The sequence below is a fragment of the Streptomyces sp. ISL-10 genome (assembly GCF_018614575.1).
In the GTDB taxonomy this organism is placed as follows: Bacteria; Actinomycetota; Actinomycetes; order Streptomycetales; family Streptomycetaceae; genus Streptomyces.
Genome location: NZ_JAGGOJ010000040.1, coordinates 1 through 21,395, shown reverse-complemented (window position 1 = coordinate 21,395; position 21,395 = coordinate 1). Strand labels below are relative to the sequence as shown.

Annotated in this window: 19 protein-coding genes and 1 pseudogene; 11 read left to right on the top strand and 9 right to left on the bottom strand. The window is 71.9% G+C overall.

From position 1 onward, the window contains the following. Positions 1-218: 218 nt before the first annotated feature. Entirely contained in the window at positions 219-746 is a 528-nt protein-coding gene (locus tag J7E88_RS32375) for a MarR family winged helix-turn-helix transcriptional regulator (RefSeq protein ID WP_215187028.1), read from the bottom strand. Between the two features lie 60 nt (positions 747-806). Continuing rightward, positions 807-1,808, bottom strand: coding sequence for a PP2C family protein-serine/threonine phosphatase (locus J7E88_RS32370; protein WP_215187093.1), 1,002 nt, complete (start codon positions 1,806-1,808; stop codon positions 807-809). 378 nt (positions 1,809-2,186) lie between these two features. On the opposite strand from J7E88_RS32370, the gene J7E88_RS32365 reads away from it, so the two are divergent. After that, a complete protein-coding gene (locus J7E88_RS32365) occupies positions 2,187-2,918 on the top strand; it encodes a DUF4142 domain-containing protein (RefSeq protein ID WP_251023537.1) in 732 nt (243 codons plus the stop codon). Between the two features lie 182 nt (positions 2,919-3,100). On the opposite strand, the pseudogene J7E88_RS32360 reads toward J7E88_RS32365, so the two are convergent. Then, positions 3,101-3,546 (bottom strand): annotated as a pseudogene (locus tag J7E88_RS32360) (PucR family transcriptional regulator); the annotation flags it as partial. Between the two features lie 103 nt (positions 3,547-3,649). Between J7E88_RS32360 and J7E88_RS32355 the strand changes: the two are divergent. Then, positions 3,650-4,048 (top strand): SRPBCC domain-containing protein, encoded by a 399-nt coding sequence (locus tag J7E88_RS32355; RefSeq protein ID WP_215187027.1) that lies wholly within the window; start codon positions 3,650-3,652, stop codon positions 4,046-4,048. Beyond that, complete coding sequence (locus J7E88_RS32350) at positions 4,045-4,398, top strand: helix-turn-helix transcriptional regulator (protein WP_215187026.1); 354 nt, start codon at positions 4,045-4,047, stop codon at positions 4,396-4,398. The genes J7E88_RS32355 and J7E88_RS32350 overlap by 4 nt, the downstream gene beginning before the upstream one ends. 284 nt (positions 4,399-4,682) lie before the next feature. Here J7E88_RS32350 and J7E88_RS32345 read toward each other — a convergent pair whose 3' ends face one another. Both J7E88_RS32345 and J7E88_RS32340 read right to left on the bottom strand, forming a co-directional pair. Then, a complete protein-coding gene (locus J7E88_RS32345) occupies positions 4,683-5,402 on the bottom strand; it encodes a TrkA family potassium uptake protein (RefSeq protein ID WP_215187025.1) in 720 nt (239 codons plus the stop codon). After that, a complete protein-coding gene (locus J7E88_RS32340; RefSeq protein WP_308307691.1) occupies positions 5,395-6,768 on the bottom strand; it encodes a potassium transporter TrkG in 1,374 nt (457 codons plus the stop codon). Before J7E88_RS32340 ends, J7E88_RS32345 begins: the two co-directional genes overlap by 8 nt. A gap of 337 nt (positions 6,769-7,105) precedes the next feature. On the opposite strand from J7E88_RS32340, the gene J7E88_RS32335 reads away from it, so the two are divergent. Continuing rightward, a complete protein-coding gene (locus tag J7E88_RS32335) occupies positions 7,106-7,309 on the top strand; it encodes a cold-shock protein (protein WP_215187024.1) in 204 nt (67 codons plus the stop codon). 98 nt (positions 7,310-7,407) lie between these two features. Here the strand turns inward: J7E88_RS32335 and J7E88_RS32330 are convergent, their stop codons facing one another. The 4 genes from J7E88_RS32330 to J7E88_RS32315 all read right to left on the bottom strand — a co-directional run bounded on the left by J7E88_RS32330 (position 7,408) and on the right by J7E88_RS32315 (position 12,051). Beyond that, on the bottom strand, positions 7,408-7,986 hold the full coding sequence (locus J7E88_RS32330) for a hypothetical protein (RefSeq protein WP_215187023.1): 579 nt from the start codon (positions 7,984-7,986) through the stop codon (positions 7,408-7,410). 312 nt (positions 7,987-8,298) lie between these two features. Next, on the bottom strand, positions 8,299-9,609 hold the full coding sequence (locus J7E88_RS32325; protein ID WP_308307690.1) for a cation:proton antiporter: 1,311 nt from the start codon (positions 9,607-9,609) through the stop codon (positions 8,299-8,301). After that, a complete protein-coding gene (locus tag J7E88_RS32320; RefSeq protein WP_215187021.1) occupies positions 9,596-10,243 on the bottom strand; it encodes a flavin reductase family protein in 648 nt (215 codons plus the stop codon). The genes J7E88_RS32325 and J7E88_RS32320 overlap by 14 nt, the downstream gene beginning before the upstream one ends. A gap of 209 nt (positions 10,244-10,452) precedes the next feature. Then, positions 10,453-12,051, bottom strand: a complete 1,599-nt coding sequence (locus J7E88_RS32315; RefSeq protein WP_215187020.1) for a tryptophan halogenase family protein — start codon at positions 12,049-12,051, stop codon at positions 10,453-10,455. Positions 12,052-12,322: 271 nt separating this feature from the next. Here J7E88_RS32315 and J7E88_RS32310 point away from each other — a divergent pair, with 271 nt between their 5' ends. From J7E88_RS32310 to J7E88_RS32280, 7 genes are all read left to right on the top strand, one after another. Continuing rightward, on the top strand, positions 12,323-13,327 hold the full coding sequence (locus J7E88_RS32310) for a BTAD domain-containing putative transcriptional regulator (RefSeq protein WP_215187019.1): 1,005 nt from the start codon (positions 12,323-12,325) through the stop codon (positions 13,325-13,327). A gap of 89 nt (positions 13,328-13,416) precedes the next feature. Continuing rightward, the gene (locus tag J7E88_RS32305) at positions 13,417-14,931 is read left to right on the top strand and encodes an aldehyde dehydrogenase family protein (protein ID WP_215187090.1); all 1,515 of its coding nucleotides are present in this window, start codon (positions 13,417-13,419) and stop codon (positions 14,929-14,931) included. After that, positions 14,928-16,760, top strand: a complete 1,833-nt coding sequence (locus tag J7E88_RS32300) for a non-ribosomal peptide synthetase (protein ID WP_215187018.1) — start codon at positions 14,928-14,930, stop codon at positions 16,758-16,760. Before J7E88_RS32305 ends, J7E88_RS32300 begins: the two co-directional genes overlap by 4 nt. A 4-nt stretch (positions 16,761-16,764) precedes the next feature. Beyond that, a complete protein-coding gene (locus tag J7E88_RS32295; protein ID WP_215187017.1) occupies positions 16,765-17,541 on the top strand; it encodes a thioesterase II family protein in 777 nt (258 codons plus the stop codon). A 37-nt stretch (positions 17,542-17,578) separates the two neighbouring features. Continuing rightward, positions 17,579-17,791 carry an MbtH family NRPS accessory protein gene (locus J7E88_RS32290; RefSeq protein WP_215187016.1) on the top strand — a complete coding sequence of 71 codons (213 nt, stop codon included), beginning with the start codon at positions 17,579-17,581 and terminating at the stop codon, positions 17,789-17,791. A 2-nt stretch (positions 17,792-17,793) separates the two neighbouring features. Beyond that, entirely contained in the window at positions 17,794-19,023 is a 1,230-nt protein-coding gene (locus J7E88_RS32285) for a cytochrome P450 (protein WP_215187015.1), read from the top strand. Beyond that, positions 19,020-21,395 (top strand): non-ribosomal peptide synthetase (locus J7E88_RS32280; RefSeq protein ID WP_215187014.1); only part of this gene is annotated, 2,376 nt, incomplete at its 3' end. The genes J7E88_RS32285 and J7E88_RS32280, both read left to right, overlap by 4 nt.

Genomic DNA, 21,395 nt, shown 5'->3' with positions numbered 1-21,395 from the left:
GATGACCACGGACGGCCGGGCCCGCCACCGGATATTCACGGCAGCCGTGACGCGTCCGTCACAGCGCCCCGCACGGACTGCTTGCAGGCCGCCTGGTTCACCGTCGAGGACATCCGCGTACACAAAGGGCGCAGGGCGACCAGCTCGGCGACAACGGCCACCCCAGGCATGTGGCCGCAGGCTGCGTCACCGGTGTTGCCGAGGCGGGAGCCGACTCATCAGCCCTGGTGCATGGGCGCATCCGCCCAACCCAGTGGAGACAGACCGTTGTGTCCCGCCATCACGCCGGGCTCGTCACCTGCCTCGGTGAATGCGGTCAAGGCGTCTATGAGAGCGGAGCGTTGATCAAAAGACAGGCGCTCCACAATCGTTGCAATCTCCTGTCGGCGTCTCGCCATGACGTCCTCGACGAGCGCGCAGCCTTCGCGGGTGAGCCGCAGTACGGTTTCGCGCCGGTTCTCGGGGTTGGTCTGGCGGTCCGCGAGACCGGCCGCGATCAGCCGGTCGATCATGCGCATGGCTGTGGAAGGATTGACGCCGAGCCGGTCCGCGAGCACGACGAGTTTGGCCGGGCCGTGGGTGGACAGCACGACGAGCAGCCGGAACTGCGCCAGCGTCACCCTGTCCTCGACCGCCGCGAGGGAGCGCGCGGAGACCGCGACCAGCAGTCGCGAGGCAGTGAGCACCGCACGGGTCACCGCGTCGACATCGTCGACGCGCTGGGGGGACTGCACCTCGTCGGCCATGCTCCCTTTCTACCGTGCCCCGCCGGATCGCCGTCTCGCCGCCCCCGGGCCAGAGCCTTGTCAGCTCCCGTGGTAACGCAGCAACAGCATGGCCGCGTCGTCGTGGAGGGGGCCTTCCGCGTGCCGAACCAGGTCCTCGCGCAGCGCCTGGAGAGCCAGTTCGGGATCCGGGTCCTTGAGGAGGGCGGCCCGCTCGGCGAGGGGATAGAAGCCGTTTTTACGGTCGCGGGCCTCGGAGACACCGTCGGTGTACAGCAGGAGTTGATCTTCCGGCGTGAAGTCCGCCCGGTACGGGTCCGGCCCTTCCGTGGCGTGTATGCCGAGACCGAGCGGCAGAGCATGGCGAGGTGGCGCGGCGAAGCGCACCCCCCCGTCGGCTCGCACGATCAAGGGCGCCGGATGACCGTAGTTGAGCAGGGTGACGCTCCGGTCGTCGCCCACCTCGGCCAGCACGGCGGTGACGAACTTCTCGCCGTGGAGCTCGCGGTCGGCGACACGTTCGAGCCGTGCGCCGACGCTTCGCAGGTCGGGCTCGTCATGTGCGGCCTCGCGGAAGGCACCCAGCACGACGGCCGCGGTCTCCACCGCCTCCAGCCCCTTGCCCTGTACGTCTCCCACGATCACCCGTACGCCGCCGGGCGAGGCCACGACCTCGTACAGGTCCCCGCCGATCCGTGCCTCGGCGACCGCCGAGGTGTACGAGACGCCGACGCGCAGGTGCCCGGCGCTGCGTGGCACCGGTCGCAGCAGCACCCGCTGAGCGACCTCCGCGATGGAGCGGACGCTGGCGAGTTCGGCCTCCCGCCGCTGCCTCATCACCGCGGCCAGCAGTCCGGCCGCGGTCACTCCCGCCACCGAAGCCAGCGCGGTGTAGCCGCGGCGGCCGGCGAACAGGCCGTCGTAGACCCCGAGTCCGAGGCAGAGCAGGAGGGCGAGGGCTCCGATGAACGCCGTACGCCGCCATCCGCCGGCCAGGCCCGCGAATGCCGGACCGAGGGACACCAGCGGCAGGAATCCCACCGAGGGCCCTGCGGTGATGTCGACCACGGTGACCACTGCCATGACGGCGTACGGCAGTACGGACAGCAGGGCAAAGCGCTGCGGTGACTCCTCGGCCAAGTCCACCCTCGCGGTGTCACAGGCGGTGCGGGCGGTCTTCCTCCGGTCGCCTGGCACCGCGCAGCAGAGCGACCGAAAGCTTGAGACTATGCAAAAATTTCACAGGCGAAGCATTCTGGCGTGGCCCCGTTACCGAACCGCAGCTCAGGAAGGCCGTCCGCGCGGGACGGTGACCTCGCGTGCTGGGCGGTCGCTACGGATCCTTGTCGCCGGCTGAACGCCCCGGCGCCCGCGTCCGTACACCTGGCTGCGTGCCGTGCCAGCCGCCTCAACAGCTCCCGATGACATGAACGACCATTTCATGCCGAACCGGGAGGCATCATGCGTCCGAATCGACGCGCAGTACAGCCCAGGATCTCGATGCGGGCCATCGCGGTGATCGCCGCCGTATGCGCCGCCGTCGCGACCGTTTTCATCGTCGTACGGGGCAGTGGCGGTGAGGCCGCGGCCACGCAGTCGCCGGCGGGAGTCGCGGCACAGAACGGCTATGGACACTCCTCCGGCGCGGGTGCCGGCCACTCCTCCGGCGCGGGAGCCGGCACGACCGGTGCCCAGTCCGCCCCTTCGGGCCCGCAACCGGTGACCGAGATCGACAAGACCTTCCTCGTGAAGGTGCGGCAGGCGGGTCTGTGGGAGATCCCCGCGGGTCGACTGGCCCAGACGCATGCGTCGAGCGAGGCCGTCAAGCGCGCCGGACTGCATCTGATGGACGGTCACAGCAAGCTCGACCAACTGGTCCGCGAAGACGCCCGGATCCTCGGCGTCCAGCTCCCCAATGAGGCGACTGCCGAGCAGCAGGACTTCGTCAGGCAATTGGAGAACGCCCAGGGAGCCGAGTTCGACCGCCTCTTCGCCAACCTGCTGCGGGCCTCGCACGGGAAGATTTTCGCCACGATCGGTGAAGTCAGGGCGGCCAGCCAGAACGACCTCATCCGCCGTCATGCCCGTCAGGCCAACCAGACCGTCCTGGACCACATGGAAGTCCTGGAGGACACCGGCCTCGTGGACGGCGCGACCTTCGAGGACGTCGAGAAGGCCGTGGCTCCGAGGTAGCCGGGAAGGGACGTATCGAACCCTGGCACTCTCCTTTGCACTGTGCAATGCTGCGGGGCGAGGAGGGCTCGGCGGACGGTCGGCCCTTGCCTGGGAGCTGGGCGCTGGCACGGTGACGCAGCTGTACGTGGCACGCCGGCCCAATGACCGAAGCCCTCCTCGCCAACACGTGTACCGGCGGCTCAGGCGTCGGAGCCGGGCCAGTCCAGGAGCCGGGCGCCGATGACCGCCGTCTGCAGGGTGTAGCGATGCATCGGGTCCGCCGGGTTGGCGCCGGTGAGACGGTGGATGCGTTCGAGGCGGTAGGTGGGGGCGCGGACGCTGAGGTTGAGCCGGCGGGCCGCCTCGGCCGAGACGCAGCCCGAGTCGAAGTACGCAGTGAGGGTGTCTTGGCGCGCAGGACCGGATCTTCGAGGAGCATGCGCTCAGCCAGGTCAGGTGTGTTGAGCGCCTCCTCGTAGGAGTGCACCACGCCTCTGGGGCCCGGATGTGCGCGGCCGATGGCGACCCGGCCCCCGTCGGTGGCGGCGTGGGCGTGCTCGGCGGAGAAGGTGAGGATCTCGTCCTGGTCGCCGGAGGCGATGCGCACGAGCCTGCCGTCCTTGGTGGTGAGCAGGATGTTGCGGTTCTCGGCAGGCGGTGAGCCGAGAGACCGCAGCGGAGGGCCGCCGACGGCCGAGTTCGAACGGCCCCACTGCGCCGGGTGCTCTCCTCAGGCGACCGGCTCGCCGATGCCCAGCAGTTCGCTGGTGACCCGGCCCGGGTTCTGGGTGGCCGACGAGGCGAGCCTGGGCGGCACCGCGGCCGAAGAAGGCGCGTCGATGGTGGTGAAACATCCCGAGCACGGCGAATTCCCGGTGCGTGTGGAGAAGGTCGAGCCGCCCACGTACGTGGCGTACCGCTGGACCAGCGCGTTCCCCGGCGAAGAGCTGCGCGAGAACAACAGCACTCTCGTGGAGTTCACGCTGACGCAGGAAGGCGACCAGACGCGGCTCCGTGTCGTCGAGAGCGGGTTCTCGGCGCTGGCCGGGTCCGAGGAACTGCGCAGCCAGAACCTGAAGGACCACGCGGTCGGCTGGCCCCAGTGCTTCGACGCGCTCAAGGCGCGCGCCGAACAGTCATCCGTGTGACGGGCGAACGTCCCGGCCCCGGCGAGGCGGTCGACGGCGTCCTCGTCGCGCTGGCCGACCCGACCCGACGCCAGCTGCTCGACCTGCTGGCCGCCAAGGGCGAGGCCACCGCGACGACGCTCGCCGAACGACTTCCCGTCTCGCGGCAGGCGGTGGTCAAGCACCTCGCCGTCCTGGACGCCGCCGGGCTGGTTTCCGGCCGCCGGGCCGGACGGGAGGTGCGGTACGCGGTGCGGCCCGCGGCTCTGGACGCGACGGCTCGGTGGATGGCCGCGCTCGCGGCCGACTGGGATCGGCGACTGGCGAACATCAAGCGCGTCGCTGAGGCAACGGAGCGGGACTTGCGCTAGTCGCTCCAGGTCGCGGTGCACCGATTGCCCAGGTCGGGGTGCCTGTTCCTCCGCAGCCCCCGTCGAGCAGGCCGCAGGGCGCGGAGGCGGTGTGCGGCGTCGGCGATCGGATCGTCGCGGTCGGCAGGGACGGACAGCGGTCGGGCCTGCCCGCCGGCCGCCCCGAGCGGTGGAGGTGGTCCACCATCGCCTCCTGCCGGCGGACGAGGCCCTCGGCTCCCTCACCGTCCCCGAGGGCCTCGGTCCCCTCTGCCGCCGGCTGTTCGCCGAAGCCGGGATCGCCCTCAGCTGAGCTCGGCGAAGGCCTCCACGGCGTGCGTCTTCCCGGTGACGACGATGACGTCTCCGTGCTTCACCACGGTCTCGGCGGTGGCGTAGGTGAAGTCCTCGCCCGGCCGCTTGATGCCGACCACGGTCACCCCGTACTTCGAGCGGACCGCGCTCTGCCCGAGCGGCATGCCGGTCACGATGTCCGGCGCGACGGTCTTCACCAGCGCGTAGTCGTCGTCGAACTGGATGAAGTCGAGCATGCGTCCCGTCACCAGATGCGCGACGCGTTCTCCCATGTCGTGCTCGGGGAGAATGACGTGGTGCGCCCCGAGCCGTTTCAGGATCTGGCCGTGCTGGCGGCTGATGGCCTTCGCCCAGATATTGGGCACTCCGGCCTCCAGCAGATTGGACGTGACCAGGATGCTGGCCTCGACGTCGTTGCCGATGCCGACCACCGCGCTGGTGAACTCGTTCACGCCGAGCTGGTTGAGGACCTCCGGGTCGGTGCAGTCGGCGACGGCGGAGTGGGTGAGCGCGTCGCTGTGCTTCTGGACGAGCGATGTGCTGGTGTCGATGCCGAGGACGTCCCAGCCGCGCCGGGTCAGTTCGTGGGCGAGGGAGCTGCCGAACCGGCCCAGGCCGATGACGGCGACCCGCTGGTCGCCATGATCGCCGACCGGGGCGCCGAGGCGCTTGGGACGGCGTCGGCGCAGTGAGTGCAGAAACCTAGCCAATGACAGGTCGCTCCTCCGGTAGCTGGTAGCGGCGGGTCCGTTCGCGCAGCGCGAGGGCCGAGACCAGGGTGACCGGCCCGAGCCGGCCGACGAACATGAGCATGATCAAAATGAGTTGTCCGGAGACCGGGATGTCCGCGGTGATTCCCGTGGAGAGTCCCACGGTGCCGAAGGCGGAAACGGCCTCGAACAGCACACCTTCGAAGGGAGCCCTGCTCACGGTCAGCAGGGCCAGCGTGGCGGCGATCACCAGACCCACGCCCAGCAGTGCAACGGTCAGGGCCTGGCGCAGCACATGGGGACTGAGCCGGCGGCCGAGGATGGAGGAGCTGGGCTCCCCGCGCACCTCGGCGACCATCGCCGCGGCGAGCACCGCGAACGTGGTGACCTTGATGCCGCCCGCGGTGCTCGCGCTGCCGCCGCCGATGAACATCAGCGCGCACGTGACCAGCAGGGTGGACGCGTTCATGGCGCCGATGTCGAGCGCGTTGAACCCGGCGGAGCGGCTCATCGCCGAGTGGAAGAATCCGTTGAGGATCTTCTCGTCCCAGTCGAAGGACCCCAGCGTGGACCGGTTGGTCCACTCCAGCAGGCAGGTCAGCACCGTCCCGGTCAACAGCAGGATGACGCTCGTGATCACGGTGAGCTTGGCGTGGAGTGACCAGGTGCGCCGACCGGTGGTGCGCCGCCGGTTGCGGTACCGCAGCAGCTCCAGCAGGACCGGGAACCCGATGCCGCCCAGGATGACGGCGGCAGCGATGGGAAGGGTCACCCACGGGTCCTGGGCGTAGCGGGTCAGGTTGTCGGCGTGGAATGCGAATCCGGCGTTGTTGAAGGCCGACACCGCATGGAAGAAGCCCAGGTAGACGGCGTCGCCGAGCGAGTTTCCGTAGCCGAATCGGAAGCGCAGTGCGAGGACGGTGCCCACGCAGAGTTCCACGGCGAGGGTGGTGCCGGCGACTCCGAGCAGGACGCGGCGTACGTCCCCGATGCCCAGGCTCCTGGTCTCCGCCAGCGCGGTCAGCTGCATACGCAGGCGCAGCTTCCCCGAGACGAGCAGGCCGAGCAGAGAGGCGAGGGTCATGATGCCGAAACCGCCGACCTGGATCAGCGCGAGGATGACCCCTACACCGAAGCCGCTCCAGTACGTAGTGGCGTCCACGACCGCGAGTCCGGTGACGCAGACCGCGGACGTGGCGGTGAACAAGGCCGTGACGACCCCGGTCGCCCGATCCGCTTCGGCGGACAGGGGCAGGGCCAGAAGGGCGGTCCCGCCCAGGATGACCATGGCGAAGGACATCACCACCGTGCGTGCGGGGTGGGCGGTGAACAGTGACTGCCACACGCGCACTGTGCGTCCTACCACGCGGTCGGCCTTCCTGGTGCTGTGGTACGTCCTCGCAACTGTCCGGGGGCCGTCACCCTATCCGCCAAGGCAGTCTCCGGCCTCCAGGACAACGGCGGCGTCCGTGCGAAGGCGGCAGGCGGCCCACCCCGACGGCGGCGACAGGCTGCCGTCGTCCGGCCGAACCCGCGCGTGTAGCGCGTCCGGCGGCGGGTACTGGGGCAGGGCACATCACTTCCTGCGGGCGGGTGATGATCACTTACGCGGTCTTCACCCCAGGCGTTCGCCAATGCCGGCGCAGATCGCACGGCACCCGCAGGACGCGGGACGCGTTCCCGCCCCCATGAAGGAGATCACCATGGCCACTGGCACCGTGAAGTGGTTCAACCCGGAAAAGGGCTTCGGCTTCATCGAGCAGGACGGCGGCGGCCCCGACGTGTTCGTCCACTACTCGGCCATCGCCAGCACCGGATACCGCGAGCTCTCGGAAGGACAGAAAGTCCAATTCGACGTCACGCAGGGCCCAAAGGGGCCGCAGGCCGAGAACGTCACACCCGCCTGACCCTCTCCCGCCGATGCGCCCGCGCGCGACACCCAGGCGCGGGCGCGGGGGGATTGTGCGCTGTCCGCCCTTGGGACCGCCCGGGACGAAACGCGGCGTCAGTCGCAGGACGCGGCCGGCCGAACTGCCACCACGTCGCTCAGGGGGACGGGCAGCACGCGCTCGTCCACACGCACGGTGAGGAAACCGTCGCCGCCCTCCCCGAGGGAGCCGCAGACGGTGCCGGCCGCCGTGCTCACCCGGATGAGGGCCGCGCCCGCCCCGCCGTCCTCGTCAGAAGGCCACCAGGAGACGGACGTGGACAGGGCGAGCAACGCGACCGCCGTGAACGTCAGCGCGATCCCCACCCGGAGGTCGCGGCTCGCGCGACGTGGCTCAGGCGGGTGGGACCCGGTCCGCGGCCCGTACAGCGGCCACGCGGCCCGGCCGACCAGGAACGCCGAACAGCAGGCGATGGCCAGCGCCGACAGCGCCAGAACCGCGGCGACGATCTGGACGCCACGCGGTGCCTGGACCGGACCACCCTCCCGCAGGACACCGCACAGGCCGACGAAGCCGAGGACGGCGAGCTGCAGCCCGTGCCACCCCTGCGCGGACGCCCGCAGGTCCTTCGGGCTGGGCGCCGGCGCGACGTCGCCACCGCCGGGCCTCGGCACGTGTTCACCGGAATCGGTCATGTCCCGCCTCCTTGTCGAGCGGGGGCCCATGCTCTCAGCGCCTCGGCGGCGCGGAGACGGGCCTCGTCCGTGTCCTCCTCCTGCCACCCTTTCGCCGTAAGGCTGCCGGTTTCCCCGAGCTCGCTCCCGCGGCCCGGCTTCTCGTCATCATGAGCGGCGCGCCGAGCCGGACGAGGCCGAGCCGGACGAGGCCGTCGAGCGGGTCAACGGCGCCCGTCAGGGGTGAACGGCACACGTCCGCGGCCCGGCCCCGGACGCCTCGCGCAGGGGCGCGGCACCGCGGACAGTGCCGTCGCCCCTGCCGTACAGGACTCAGGTGGGCGACGCCGCCGTCGCCGCCGGAGACGGGTCGGGGGTCGGGGCCGCCGCCGGGGTCGGGTCGGGTGTCGGGGCCGGCAGCCGGGGTCGGTGGAGGCGGCTGACCGCCGGTGATGTGACCGCCGTGGTGATCAGGGCCATGAGGACCAGCATCGTGAACAGTTCCGGCCCGATGACCCCCAGTTCCAGGCCGATGTTCAGGACCACCAGCTCCGTCAGGCCCCGGCAGTTCATCAGGGCGCCGATCGACAGGGCCTCGCGCCAGGAGCGGCCGCAGACGCGGGCCGCTCCTGCCGCACCGCCCCATTTGCCGAGCACCGCGACGACGACCACCGCCCCCGCCCACAGCCACTGCACCGGATCGGCGGCCAGGGCCCCGATCTCCGTGCGCAGACCGGTGTGCACGAAGAACAGCGGCAGCAGGACGGGGACCGCCACGGCGCGGAGCCGGGCGGCCGACGCCTCGACGCGGCGATGGCCGCGTGGGGTGACCACGCCGAACAGGAAGGCCCCGAACAGCGTGTGCACCCCGATCAGATCCGTCATGAGCGCGGACAGACTCAACCCGCTGAACAACAGGACCAGGATCACTCCGTCGTTCGTGCGGTCCGCCCGTGCCGCGGCCCACCGTGCGAGCAGCGGGCGGACCATCAGCACCATGGCACCGGCGAAGAGCACCGTGAGCCCGGCAGTCGTCAGCGCGTCGAGCGGCGAGCCCGCCGAGGCGAGCGCCACCACCAGCGCCAGCAGGCACCATGCGGCCACGTCGTCGACCGCGGCGCAGGCCATCGCGAGCGCGCCGAGCGGTGTCCCGTACAGGCCCCGGTCCACCAGGATCCGCGCCAGCACCGGGAACGCCGTGACACTCATGGCCACCGCCACGAACAGGGTGAACGGCACCAAGCCCACGCCGTCGGGGGCCAGTTGCCCGTACATGGCGAGGGCCAGCAGTGCGCCCAGGCCCAGCGGCAGCAGCATGCCCGCCTGGCTGACGGCCACCGCGATCCGCGAATGGCCGCGCAGCGCGCCCAGGTCCAGTTCCAGGCCGACGAGGAACATGAACGCCAGCAGACCGAACTGCCCGAGGACCGAGGTGTACGGCAGGACCGCGTCCGGGAACAGCCAGGCCTGCGCCTCCGGCCACACCCAGCCGATCAGCGAGGGGCCGAGCACGATGCCCATGGCGATCTCGCCGATCACGGGCGGCTGGCCCAGTCGTCTGAGGAGAGTCGCCCCCATCTGACAGGCGAGTATGACCACGGGTACGGCGACGAGCAGCGCGGGCAGCGGGTCAGCGGCGGGCACCGGCGGCTCCTTCGGACGGCAGCACGGGCGGCGCGGGCCGGGCGGCCGCATCGGCCGGCTGCGGCGCGGCCGCGGCGTCGGACCAGCCCGCGTAGCGGCGCAGGCCGTACAGCAGCGGGTGCGCCGCCGGGCGCACCGTCACCCGGGTCGCTTCCGCGAAGACGGCCGTGTGATCGCCGAAGGCGACCGACTGCACGACCGTGCAGTCGGCGATGGCGTGCGCGGCCGCGGTCAGGTGAGGGCCGCTCGCGCCCAGCGGCAGCCGCCATTCCGTCCGCTCGAAGCGGTCCGGGGCCCCGGAGGCGAACAGGTCCGAGGTCGCCCTGGCCCGCTCGTGCAGCAGGTTGAGCGCGAACTGCCCCTGATCGAGGAGTGCTTCGAGGGTGGGACTCGCCGTGCGGATGCACACCACGAGGGTCGGCGGGGCGAGTGCCACGCTCGCCAGTGAGCTACAGGTCAGGCCGCGTGGCCGGGCGTCGGCGTCGAGGGTGGTGACCACCGAGACCCCGGAGGGGAAGGCGGCCATGAAGGGGCGGAGGTCGGTCTGCCGGAGGACGGCCAAGTGCTCGGCCCCGGGCGTCCCCTCGTTGTCGTCGCTACCCGGTATGTCCTGGTGCGGCGCGGAGTTGGGCATGTCTGACTCCCTGTGGGTGACGAAACAGTGCGGCCCGGCACCCGGCGGGTCGCGCCGGGTGCCGGGCCGTGGGAGCGGCGGCAGGGCCGGCAGCCCGAGGGCACCGGATCTGCGCCGGAGCGCGGCCGGGCCCGGGCCCTGTCGGAGTCCGGGCGGGCCGGGGCCTGGGGAGGAGACGCGCGGTGCGGTCTCCCGGCCGGGCCAGGGGCCTACGCGTGCAGTCGCTTCAGGTACTCGTAGGCGCTGGGCAGCGTCTCCAGCAGGTTCTGCTGCTGGCGCTTGACCGTCTCGAACAAGGGCTCCGCACCCGCCACGGACTCGGGCTTGTGCGCCAGCGCCGGCAGGGGCGCGTCCGGCTCCAGGCCCATGCCCGCGAAGATGCAGTAGTAGCTGCCGTTGGTCCAGAAGTTGCGGAACTCGGCCTCGAAGTTGCCGTAGTACGTCGACTCGTCGGTGATCGGCGAGTTGATGGGCAGGCCCGCCCGGTACGCGGCGATCTTCTCCTGGATGTTGTCGGGGAGGGTCAGCTTCTTGTTGGCCTGCCAGAAGGGTGTGTCGTTGCGCGGCGCGTAGAAGAAGTGCGCCTGGATGAAGTCGCGGGTGTCGTCGAACATCACCTCGATCTCGTGGTTGAAGCTGTCGATCAGGCCGTCGTTGAACGTCTTGTCGGGGAAGTGCTTGGCCAACTGGTAGATCGCCGCGGTGATGAAGTAGATCCCGGTCGACTCCAGCGGCTCCAGGAAGCAGGACGACAGGCCGATGCTGACCACGTTCTTCACCCACGCCCGGCGGTTGCGGCCGACCCGGAACCGGATGTGGTTGAACTTGGTCGTCTCGGGGTCCAGCCCCCACATGGCGGCGAACTCGGCGGTGGCCTCGTCCTGTTCGGTGAACTTGCTGGAGTAGACGTAGCCGGTGCCGAAGCGGCCCAGCATCGGGATCTTCCACGCCCAGCCCGACGACATCGCGATGGCCGAGGTGTACGGCTCCACACCGCCCGCCTCGTCGTCGTGCGGTACGGCGGTGGCCACCGCGCTGTCGCACAGCAGATGGTCGCTCATGTCGATGAACGGCTCCGCCATCGCCTTGTTGATCAACAGTCCGCGGAAACCGGAGCAGTCCACGAAGAGGTCGGCGTCCAGCACCCGGCCGCCCTTGGTCTCCAGCGCCGTGACATAGCCGCGCTCGTCCTGCCGTACCTGCGTCATCTCGTCCTGGATGTGGCGGACGCCCTGCTTCTCGATGGCGAAGCGGCGCAGGAAGTCCGCCACGAGCTGGGCGTCGAAGTGCCAGGCGTAGCGGGTGGCGGACCGGCCGTCGAGCCAGCGCGGCGACTTCATCGCGTCCATCACCGGGGGCTCGCGGAAGCAGGCGTAGTCGAACGGCTCGGTGGTGCGGCCCTCGTACTTGCGCTTGAACCAGTAGTGCGACAGCGGTGTCTGGTCGTAGTCGGGCAGCAGCCCGAACGGGTGGTAGAAGTGGTCGGGCCGGCCGTCGGGCAGCTCCCGGGCCGTCGACTCGCCCTGACCCTCGGTGCGCCAGTTCACGAACCGGACCGCCATCTTGAAGCTGGCGTTGCACTCGCGCATCCACTCGTCCTCGGCGATACCGAGGTAGTCGAAGAACGCCCGCTGCAGATTGGGCACGGTGGCCTCGCCGACGCCGATCCGCGGGATCGCCGGCGCTTCCAGGACAGTGATGTCGACCGTGCCCTGGAGAGCCTTGCCGAGATACGCGGCAGTCATCCAGCCGGCCGTGCCGCCGCCCAGGATGACGACCTTCTTCAATCGGTTGTCGGTGCTGGTCATGGAGCAGCCCTCATTTCGTCAGTCGGGATTCGCGGCCGGAAGCCGAGGAGCTGAAGGAGAGGCAGAGGCCGGTGGGGGCAGGGACGGCCGCGTCGGCGGACAGCCCGGGCAGGTCCTGCGGCGCCGGACGGGTCCGTCGAAGCCTCACTCTGGCCACTCGGCCTATGACGGACCTACAGAGGCGAGATCCGGCCGGTATAGGGCGTTTGTAGAGCGCGGGAACACACTCGCCGCAGGCAGAACGGCATACGACCGACCCCGGGAGGAAGCGATGACCACCGCGGTGACCGGAACTGCGCGGCAGGCGGTGCGGATCCGCTTCCTGGGCGACTTCGAACTGACCGTGAACGGCACGCCGGTGCGGCACTGGCGGGCCGGCAAGGCCCGCGGGCTCTTCCAGTACCTGGTGATCCACCGCGGCCAGACACTCACCCGCGACCGGCTGTACGAGGCCCTGTGGCCCCGCTCCGACCGGTCCGCCGGCGGCAGTTCGCTGAAGGTCGCCGCACACGCGCTGCGCCGTGTCCTCGATGCCCACCCCGACAACCCCGAAGACTCCGGAATCCGCCTGCACTACCGCGACTTCGGCTACGTCCTGGACATCGCCGAGCTCTGGTCCGACGTGGACCGCTTCCAGGAGCTGGTGCACACCGGGCTGCGGGCGGCCAGCGCGGGAGACCGCGGGCTCGCCCGCGGACAACTGCGTGCCGCCCTCTCGCTGTACGGCGGCGAGTTCCTGCGCGGCGAGAGCGCCGACTGGGTCGTCGAACAGCGCGAGTACCTGCGGTCCCTGGCGCTCCGGGCGCTGGACGTGCTGCGGACCGACGCCGCCGAACGCGAGGACTTCCCCGACCTCATCGAGACCTGTCGGCGCACCCTCGGCATCGACCGGCACCACGAGGAGACCTACCGCGCGCTGATGGCGGCGCACGGCAGGCGGGGCGAACACGCCTGCGTGCGCAACTGGTACGAGCTGTGCGCGCGCCGGCTCCGCGACGACCTCGCGGTCGCCCCCTCCCGGGAGACCGACCAGTTGCTCGCCGCGATACTCCCGGCCCAGGCCCAGGCCCAGGCCCTGGCCGCAGGACCGCAGCGCCCGCCGCGGCCGTCACCGGCGCCGGACGGGACGCGCCCCGGGCTGCGGCCGCGGGCGGCGCGCCGTGCCCGGCCCGACGCCCGCGCCGCCGCCGGCGGCCCCGCCCGCATGGCCGGTTCCTGGTCGGTCCCCCGCGCCGTATCCGTTCCAGGACTCGTACCGCCCGCACGCCTTCAGTGACCGAGCGACCCAGTGAGGACTTCACCGTGACCGTGCTGACCGTGCCGCAGGGCTCCGCCGCACCGACGGCCGAACCGTCCGCGGCCCCCTTGCCGCCCCGCTACGACGACCAGTGGATCGGCGGCCGCTGGACACCGTCCGACGCCGACAGCCGGCTGGTCGTCACCGATCCCAGCAGCGAGGCGCCGCTGGCCACCGTGCCCGCCGGAACCGCCCGCGACGCCGACCTCGCGGTACGAGCGGCCGCCGCGGCCTTTCCCGGCTGGGCCGCCACGCCCGTACGGGAGCGGGCCGCGCTGCTGCGCCGCGTGGTCGAGGGTCTGGAGCGCAACGCCGGGCGGTTCGCCGGCCTCATCACCGCCGAGGTCGGCGCACCCTCGCGCATGTCCCTGCAGACCCATGTCGGGCTGTCCGTCGGTATGGCGGCGCACTGCGTGGAGACCGCCGCTTCCTACGGGTTCGAGGAACGGGTGGGCCACTCCCTGGTGGTGCGCGAGGCCGCCGGCGTCGCCGCCTGCATCACGCCCTGGAACACACCGCTGCTGCTCACGGTGCAGAAGCTGCTGCCCGCCCTCGCGGCCGGCTGCACCGTGGTCCACAAGCCCAGTGAGATCACGCCCCTGCACGCCCGGCTGCTGGCCGAGGTGTTCGCCGAGGCCGACCTGCCGCCCGGCGTCGTCAACATGGTCGTGGGCACCGGCGACGTCCTCGGCACGGCGCTCGTCACCCACCCGCTCACCGACGTGGTGTCCCTGACCGGCTCGACCCGCGCCGGGCGCCAGGTGTCCGCCCTGGGCGCCGACGGCATCAAGCGGATCCACCTGGAGCTCGGCGGCAAGAACGCCGCCCTCGTCCTGGACGACGCCGACCTCGCGGCAGCGGTCGGCGCCACCGTCGACCAGGTGCTCTTCAACACCGGTCAGACATGCCTGCAGTGGAGCCGGCTGCTGGTGCCCCGCGACCGCCAGGACGAGGCCGTGGAGCTGGCCGGACAGGCCATGGACGGATACGTCACCGGCGACCCCCGGGACCCCGCGACCGACCTCGGTCCGCTGGTGTCCGCCGCCGCGCACGCCCGGGTGAACGACTACATCCGGCGGGGCGTGTCGGAGGGCGGCGCCCGCCTGGTGCGCGGCGGCACGGGCCGTCCCGACGGCCTGTCCACCGGCTACTACGTCCGGCCCACGATCTTCGCCGACGTCGACCCGCTGTCCACCCTCGGCCAGGAGGAGATCTTCGGCCCGGTGCTGTGCGTCATCCCGTACGACGACGAGGAGCAGGCCGTACGGATCGTCAACGGCACCCGGTACGGCCTCCACGGCGCGGTCTGGTCGGGTGACGACGCCCGGGCCGAGCGCGTCGCACGGCGGTTCCGCACCGGCCTCGTCGACGTCAACGGGGGAGCGTTCAACCCAGCCGCGCCCTTCGGCGGTTTCAAGCAGTCCGGGATCGGCCGCGAGTGCGGCACCGCCGGACTAGAGGCGTTCCTGGAGACCAAATCGATGCAGCTGCCCCAGGGCCCCGAGGGACGGCTGGTCGGCCCGCGCCTGCGCGCCACCGCGCCGCCGGCCACCGTCCCGCACCCGGAGAGGAACGACGGATGACCGCCCAGCATGCCGGTCCCGGACCCCGGCCCGCCGACGCGCGGCCGGACGGCGCCCTGCCCCCGCTGTTCGCCGCAGTGGAACGCTGGACGCGGGACCAAGCGGACGAACACGCCGTCAGCGCCGAGGACGGCACCCTCACGTACAGACAGCTCACCGCCCGTACCGCGGCGACCGCGGCAGCGCTCGCCGCCGCCGGCGTCGGACCCGAGACCGCCGTCGGGCTGCTCCTCGACCGCTCCCGGCAGAGCGTGCCCGCACTCCTCGCCGTCTGGAGCCTCGGCGCCACCGCCGTCCTGCTCGACGCCGGCCACCCGGTCGAACGGCTCGGCTCCGTGCTGCGGGACGCCCAGGTCTCCGTCCTGGTCGCCGCCGACGTACCCGAAGGGCTCGACGTCACCGGCATCCGCACGCTCGACCCCGCCGGCCTGCCCGGCACCCCGGCCGGCGCGCTCCACGTGGCCGATCCCGTACCCGGCACCTGCGCCTACGTCATCTACACCTCGGGGACCACGGGCCGGCCCAAGGGCGTCGAGGTCACCTACCGCGGCCTGGACACCTTCGTCGAGGCACTCGCCGGCATCGGCCTGCCACCCGGCGGCCTCGGCCTCAACGCCGTCTCACCCGCATTCGACGGCTGGCTCTGGTGCACCCTGCTCTACCTCGTCCACGGCCAGGGCGTGGCCCTGGTGGACCTCTCACTCGACGGGCTGCGCCGCGCCGCCGACGAAGGCCGCGAACCGCTCCCCCCCGGACTGCGCACCGTTTCCCTCACCCCCTCGCTGCTCGCCGCCCACGGCGACGCGCTGGAGGAGGCCGAGGTCGTGGTCGTCGCCGGTGAGGCGTGCCCGGCGGCGCTCGCCGAACGCTTCGCACGCGGCCGCAGGCTGCTGAACGTGTACGGGCCGACGGAGACGACCATCGCGGCGACCTGGGCCGACAGCGAGAAGGGTGACGACGTGAGCGCCATCGGACGCGTGCTGCCCGGCTACCGGGCGTACGTCCTGGACGACGACCTGATCCCGGTGCCCGCAGGTACCGAGGGCGAGCTCTACCTCGGCGGCCCCGCCGTCGCCCGCGGCTACCGCAACCGGCCCGGCCTCACCGCCACCCGGTTCCTGCCCGATCCCTTCCAGGGCGGCGGCGCGCGGATGTACCGCACCGGCGACCTGGTCGTCAGCCGGGCAGGCGGCGAACTGGAGTACCGGGGCCGCCGCGACGACCAGGTGAAGATCCGCGGCCACCGCATCGAACTCGGCGAGGTGGAGCGGATCGCCGCCGAACTCCCCGAGGTCGTCGCCGCCGCCTGCTGCCCCCTCCCCTCCGGCCAGTCCCTGGGGCTCGCGGTCGTCGCGGCCCCCGGCACGGGCGCTGCCGAGGACCTGGCCGCCGCGGTCGCCGCACACTGCGCCAAGCTCCTGCCCGAGGCCGCGGTGCCCGCCACCGTCCGCGTCGTGGACCGCATCCCCACCCTCACCACCGGCAAGGCCGACCGCGACGAGCTCGCCCGCCGACTCGCCGACACCGCCCAGGGAGCGGAGCCGGCAGCAGCCGCCGCAACGGCACGCGAGCGCGAGGTGATGGCCGTCTGGGCGGACGTCCTGGAGCGCGACGTCCCTGGACCGGACGCTGACTTCTTCGAACTCGGCGGGCACTCGCTGGCCGCGGCCCGCGTCGTCGCGGACCTGCGCCGGACCACCGGGCTGCGCATCACCCTCGGGAAGGTGCTCAGCCGGCCCACCGTCGCGGACGTCGCCGCCGAACTCGACCGGCTGGCCGCCGAGGCCGGGGCGCCGGGCGTGTCCGTCCTGACCGCCGAGGGGGCCTGAAGCCATGGGGTCCTGGATCTCCACCTGGCCGGCCGGGCCGGGTGACGCCGACCTGCCGGCCCTGCTCTGCCTGCCGCCGGCCGGCGCGGGCTGCCAGCAGTTCCGCGCCTGGACACCTGCCCTCGCCGGGGTCGCCCAGGTCTACGGAGTGCAGTTGCCGGGACGGGAGAACCGCTGGCGCGAGCCCATGCCGGACACGTTCGGTGAGGCCGTCGAGGCGATCGCCGCCGAGCTGCGGCCGATCGCCGCCGCCGGCCGCCGCCTCGTCGTCTTCGGCCACAGCTTCGGCGGTCTGCTGGGCTACGAGGTCGCCCGCCGCGTCACTCCCGACGCCCTGGTGGTCAGCGCCTGCCGGGCACCCGGCCACTGGACCGGGGCCGGCCGGGGCATCGTCGACGACGACGAGGAGCTGGACAAGCTCTTCGACACCGCGGGACTCGACCCCGCCTTCCTGGACGAGGACACGCGCGCGCTGATGGTCGAGATGCTCCGCAAGGACGCCCGGCTGTCGCTGAGTTACACCCATGTCCCCGGCGGCCCGCTCCCCGTCCCGGTGCACACCTGGGGAGCCGACGGCGACGAGACCGTCACCGCACAGGAGCTGGCCGGCTGGGCCGCGGTCACCACGGCGGGTTTCCACGTCCACCGCGTCCAGGGCGGCCATCACGCCGTCCTGCGCCGCCCGGAGCCCCTCCTGGAGCACCTGACCGCCCTGCTGAGCGAATCCGCGGACCGACCTGCCCGACCGGAGCAACCTGCCCGACCGGCCCGCACCGCCTGACCCAGCCGAAGCCCGCCCACCGATTCCGGAGGACGTCGTGCCCACCACCTACCAAGTCCTCGTCAACCACGAGGAGCAGTACGCGCTGTACCCCACGGCACACCGGCTGCCCGACGGCTGGACGCCGATCGGGTTCAGCGGCACCGAGGACGCGTGCGCCGCTCATGTGGACGCGCACTGGACCGATATGCGTCCCCGCAGCGTGCGCACGGCGGCAACCACCCGCGCGGACACGGGCGAAGGAGTCTGACGATGCGTATCGATCTGCTCGACCCGGCCCCCTTCGGACGCAACGACTTCTGGTCCGCGTTCACCTGGCTCCGCGCCAACTCGCCCGTCCACTGGCACCCGGAGCCCGGCGGCGACGACGGCTTCTGGGTGCTCAGCAAGCACCGCGACATCATGAGCGTGTATGCCGACAGCGACACCTTCAGCTCCGCGCAGGGCATGCGGCTCGGCAGCGACCCCGCCGCCGTCGCCGCCGTCACCCAGCGCATGCTGATCGTCTCCGACGCGCCCCACCACACGCGCCTCAAGCGGGCCCTGTACCAGGCGTTCGGGCCCCAGCAGATGCCGAGAATGGAGGCCCTCGTCGAGACGGTGGTCGGGGAGCTGGTGGCCGAGGCCGCCGAGCAGGACGAACTGGACTTCATCGACCTCGCCAAGCAGCTCCCCAACCGGGTGGTGTGCGCGATGATGGGCATCCCGCGGGCCGACTGGTCCTGGATCGGGGCGCTCACCACCGACGCCTTCGACTCACCGGACGAGAGCGTGCGCAGCAACGCGCACTCCGAGATCTTCCTCTACTTCATCGAACTCCTCGGCGAGCGGCGCGCCCGCCCCGGCGACGACCTCGTCAGCCAGATCGCCCACGACACCCTCGTCGACGAGGGCGACGGCACCGAACGGCCGCTCAGCGACGAGGAGATCGTCTTCAACTGCAACGGCGTGCTGTCCGGCGCCAACGAGACCACGCGCTACTCAGCCGCCGGCGCGGTGCACATGTTCGCGCAGCTTCCCGAGCAGTGGGAGCTGCTGCGCGGCCGCGGCCCCGCCGGCATCGCCCCGGCCGTCGAGGAGATCCTGCGCTGGACCACGCCCGGCGTGCACGCCCTGCGCACCGCCGTCCGTGACACCGAGATCAACGGGACGCCGATCGCCGCCGGCGACCGGGTAACCCTGTGGAACGTCTCGGCCAACCGCGACGAGGACGTCTTCACCGACCCGCACAGCTTCCGGGTCGACCGGCGCCCCAACCGGCATGTCGCCTTCGGCCACGGACGCCATCTCTGCCTCGGTGCCCGGCTGGCCCGCTTCGAACTCGGCGCCCTCCTCACCGAGATGCTGGGCCGCTTCGACGGTTTCGAACTGACCGGTCCCACCCTGTTCAACTCGTCCAACTTCACCTGGGGCATCAGGAGTCTCCCGGTGCGGCTGCTGCGCAGCCGAGCCTACGCACAGGCAGAAAGGGCCGCGCTGTGACCACCGCACTGATCGACTTCAACCGCACCGACGCCGACTTCCCCGCCACCGGCTACCCCGAACTCCTCGCCGAGCAGGCCGCCCGCACCCCGAGCGCCACTGCCCTCGTCCAGGGCGAGCGTCGCTGGACGTACGCGGAACTCCAGGCCGCCACCAACCGGCTGGCCCACGCGCTGATCACCCACGGCGCGGCCCCCGGCGAGCGGATCGGCCTCTGCTACCCGCGCAGCGCCGACTACGTCATCGGCTCTCTCGCCATCCTCAAGACCGGCGCCGCGATCGTCGCGCTCGACCCGGTCAACCCGGACGACCGGCTGGCCGCGATGATCGCCGACGCGGCCCCGCTGCTCGCCCTCACCCCCGCCGAACTCGGCCCACGGATGCCAAAGGGCACGGCCACGGCAGAAGTCGCCACCGCCGGCGACGGCCGGCCCGAGACGCCGCCCGGCGTCGCCACCGGTCCCGACACGATCAGCCACCTGATCTACACCTCGGGTTCCACGGGCACCCCCAAGGCCGTACTGGAACGCCATGGCGCGCTGACCAACCTGGTCCACTGGACCGCCCGCGCCTATGGAGTGCGCCCGGGAGACCGCGCCTCCTGGATGTCCACCCCCGGCTTCGCCGTGCAGATCATGGAGTGGCTGCCGTACCTGCCCATGGGCGCGGCGATCCACATCCCCGAGGCCGGCCAGGCCCAGACCCCCGACCAGATCCGCGACTGGCTCGCCGCCGAGCGCATCACCCACACCATGCTGGTCGCCGCGCTCGCCGAACCGGTGTGGGGGCTCGAGTGGCCGGCGGACACCGCGCTGCGCGTCCTGGTGACCACGGCCGAGCGGGTGCACAGCTGGCCGCCCGTGGACACCCCCTTCCGGGTCGTCATGACGTACGGCACCACCGAAACCACCAATGTCCTCACCTGCCTCGACCTCGGCGCAGGAGTCGACTTCACCAGCCAGGCCACCCCGGAGGAGATCCGCACCACCCGCCAGGTGCCCGTCGGCGTCCCGATCGCGAACATGCGCGTGCACCTCCTGGACGAGGAGGACCGCCCGGTCGCCGACGGCGACGTCGGCCGGCTGCACGTCTCGGGCGCCGGGGTGTCCGCCGGTTACCACGGACGCCCCGAGCTGACCGAGGGGAAGTTCCGCACCGGTGTCGTACCGGGCGACCCGTATCCGGTGCTCTACGACACCGGCGACCTGGCCCGCCGCCGAGAGGACGGCGCCGTCGAACTGCTCGGCCGCTCCGATGCCCAGGTCAAGATCCGCGGCTTCCGCGTCGAACTCGGCGAGGTCGAGAGCCATGTCGCCCGCCTCGACGGCGTCGCCGAGGCCGTCGTCGTCACCCACGAACGCGGCGCCGGCGACAAGCGGCTCATCGCGTACGTCTCCGCCGACGGCGACGCGTCCCCCGACCCCAGTGCGATCCGGGCCGCCGTGGCCCGCACCCTGCCCTACTACATGGTCCCCGCCACGGTCGTCGTCCTGCCCGCCCTGCCCCGCCTGCCCAACGGCAAGGTCGACCGGCGCAGCCTGCCCGAGCCGCCCGCCTCCCGCGAGGCGGTCAGCGCCGGGTACGAGCCCCCGCGCAACGAGATCGAGGACCAGCTGGTCCGCATGTGGGCCGAGGCGTTCCGTACCGACGGCGTCGGCATCCATGACAACTTCTTCGAACTGGGCGGCCACTCGCTGCTCGCGTTCCAGCTGATCGACGAGATCCGCCGCCGCTACGGCGTAGAACTCAGCCTCTCCGACCTGTCCTCCTGCCCGACCGTCGCCGAACTGGGCGCCCTCGTCGTCACCGAACGCGGCGGCGGCCGGGGAGAGTTCGGCGGCCTGCCCGCGATCGTCCCCGACCCGGCCGCCCGCTTCGAGCCCTTCCCGCTCACCGAGAGCCAGCAGGCCCTGTGGATCGGCCGGGGCGGCCTCGTCGAACTCGGCAACGTCGGCTGCCACGGCTACTTCGAGTGGGAGAGCGAGCGCCTCGACGTCGCCCGCTTCGAGCACGCCTGGCGTCGCCTCGTCGAACGCCACGACGCGCTGCGCACCCGCATCCTGCCCAACGGCACCCAGCAGGTGTACAGGGAGATCCCCGACTATGCCATCCCCGTCACCGACCTCGGCTCCCTGGACCCGGCCGCCCAGCAGGCGGAACTCGCCGCCCTGCGCGAGCAGTTGTCGCATCAGGTGCTCGACGCCGACGGCTGGCCCCTGTTCGACGTGCGGATCAGCCTCCTCGGTGGCGGGCGCGCCCGCATCCACCTCTGCCTCGACTTCCTCGTCGCCGACGCCTGGAGCTACTTCCAGGTACTGATCCCGGACCTGGTCGGCTACTACACCGAGCCCGGCGCCGGCCCCGTGGAAGCC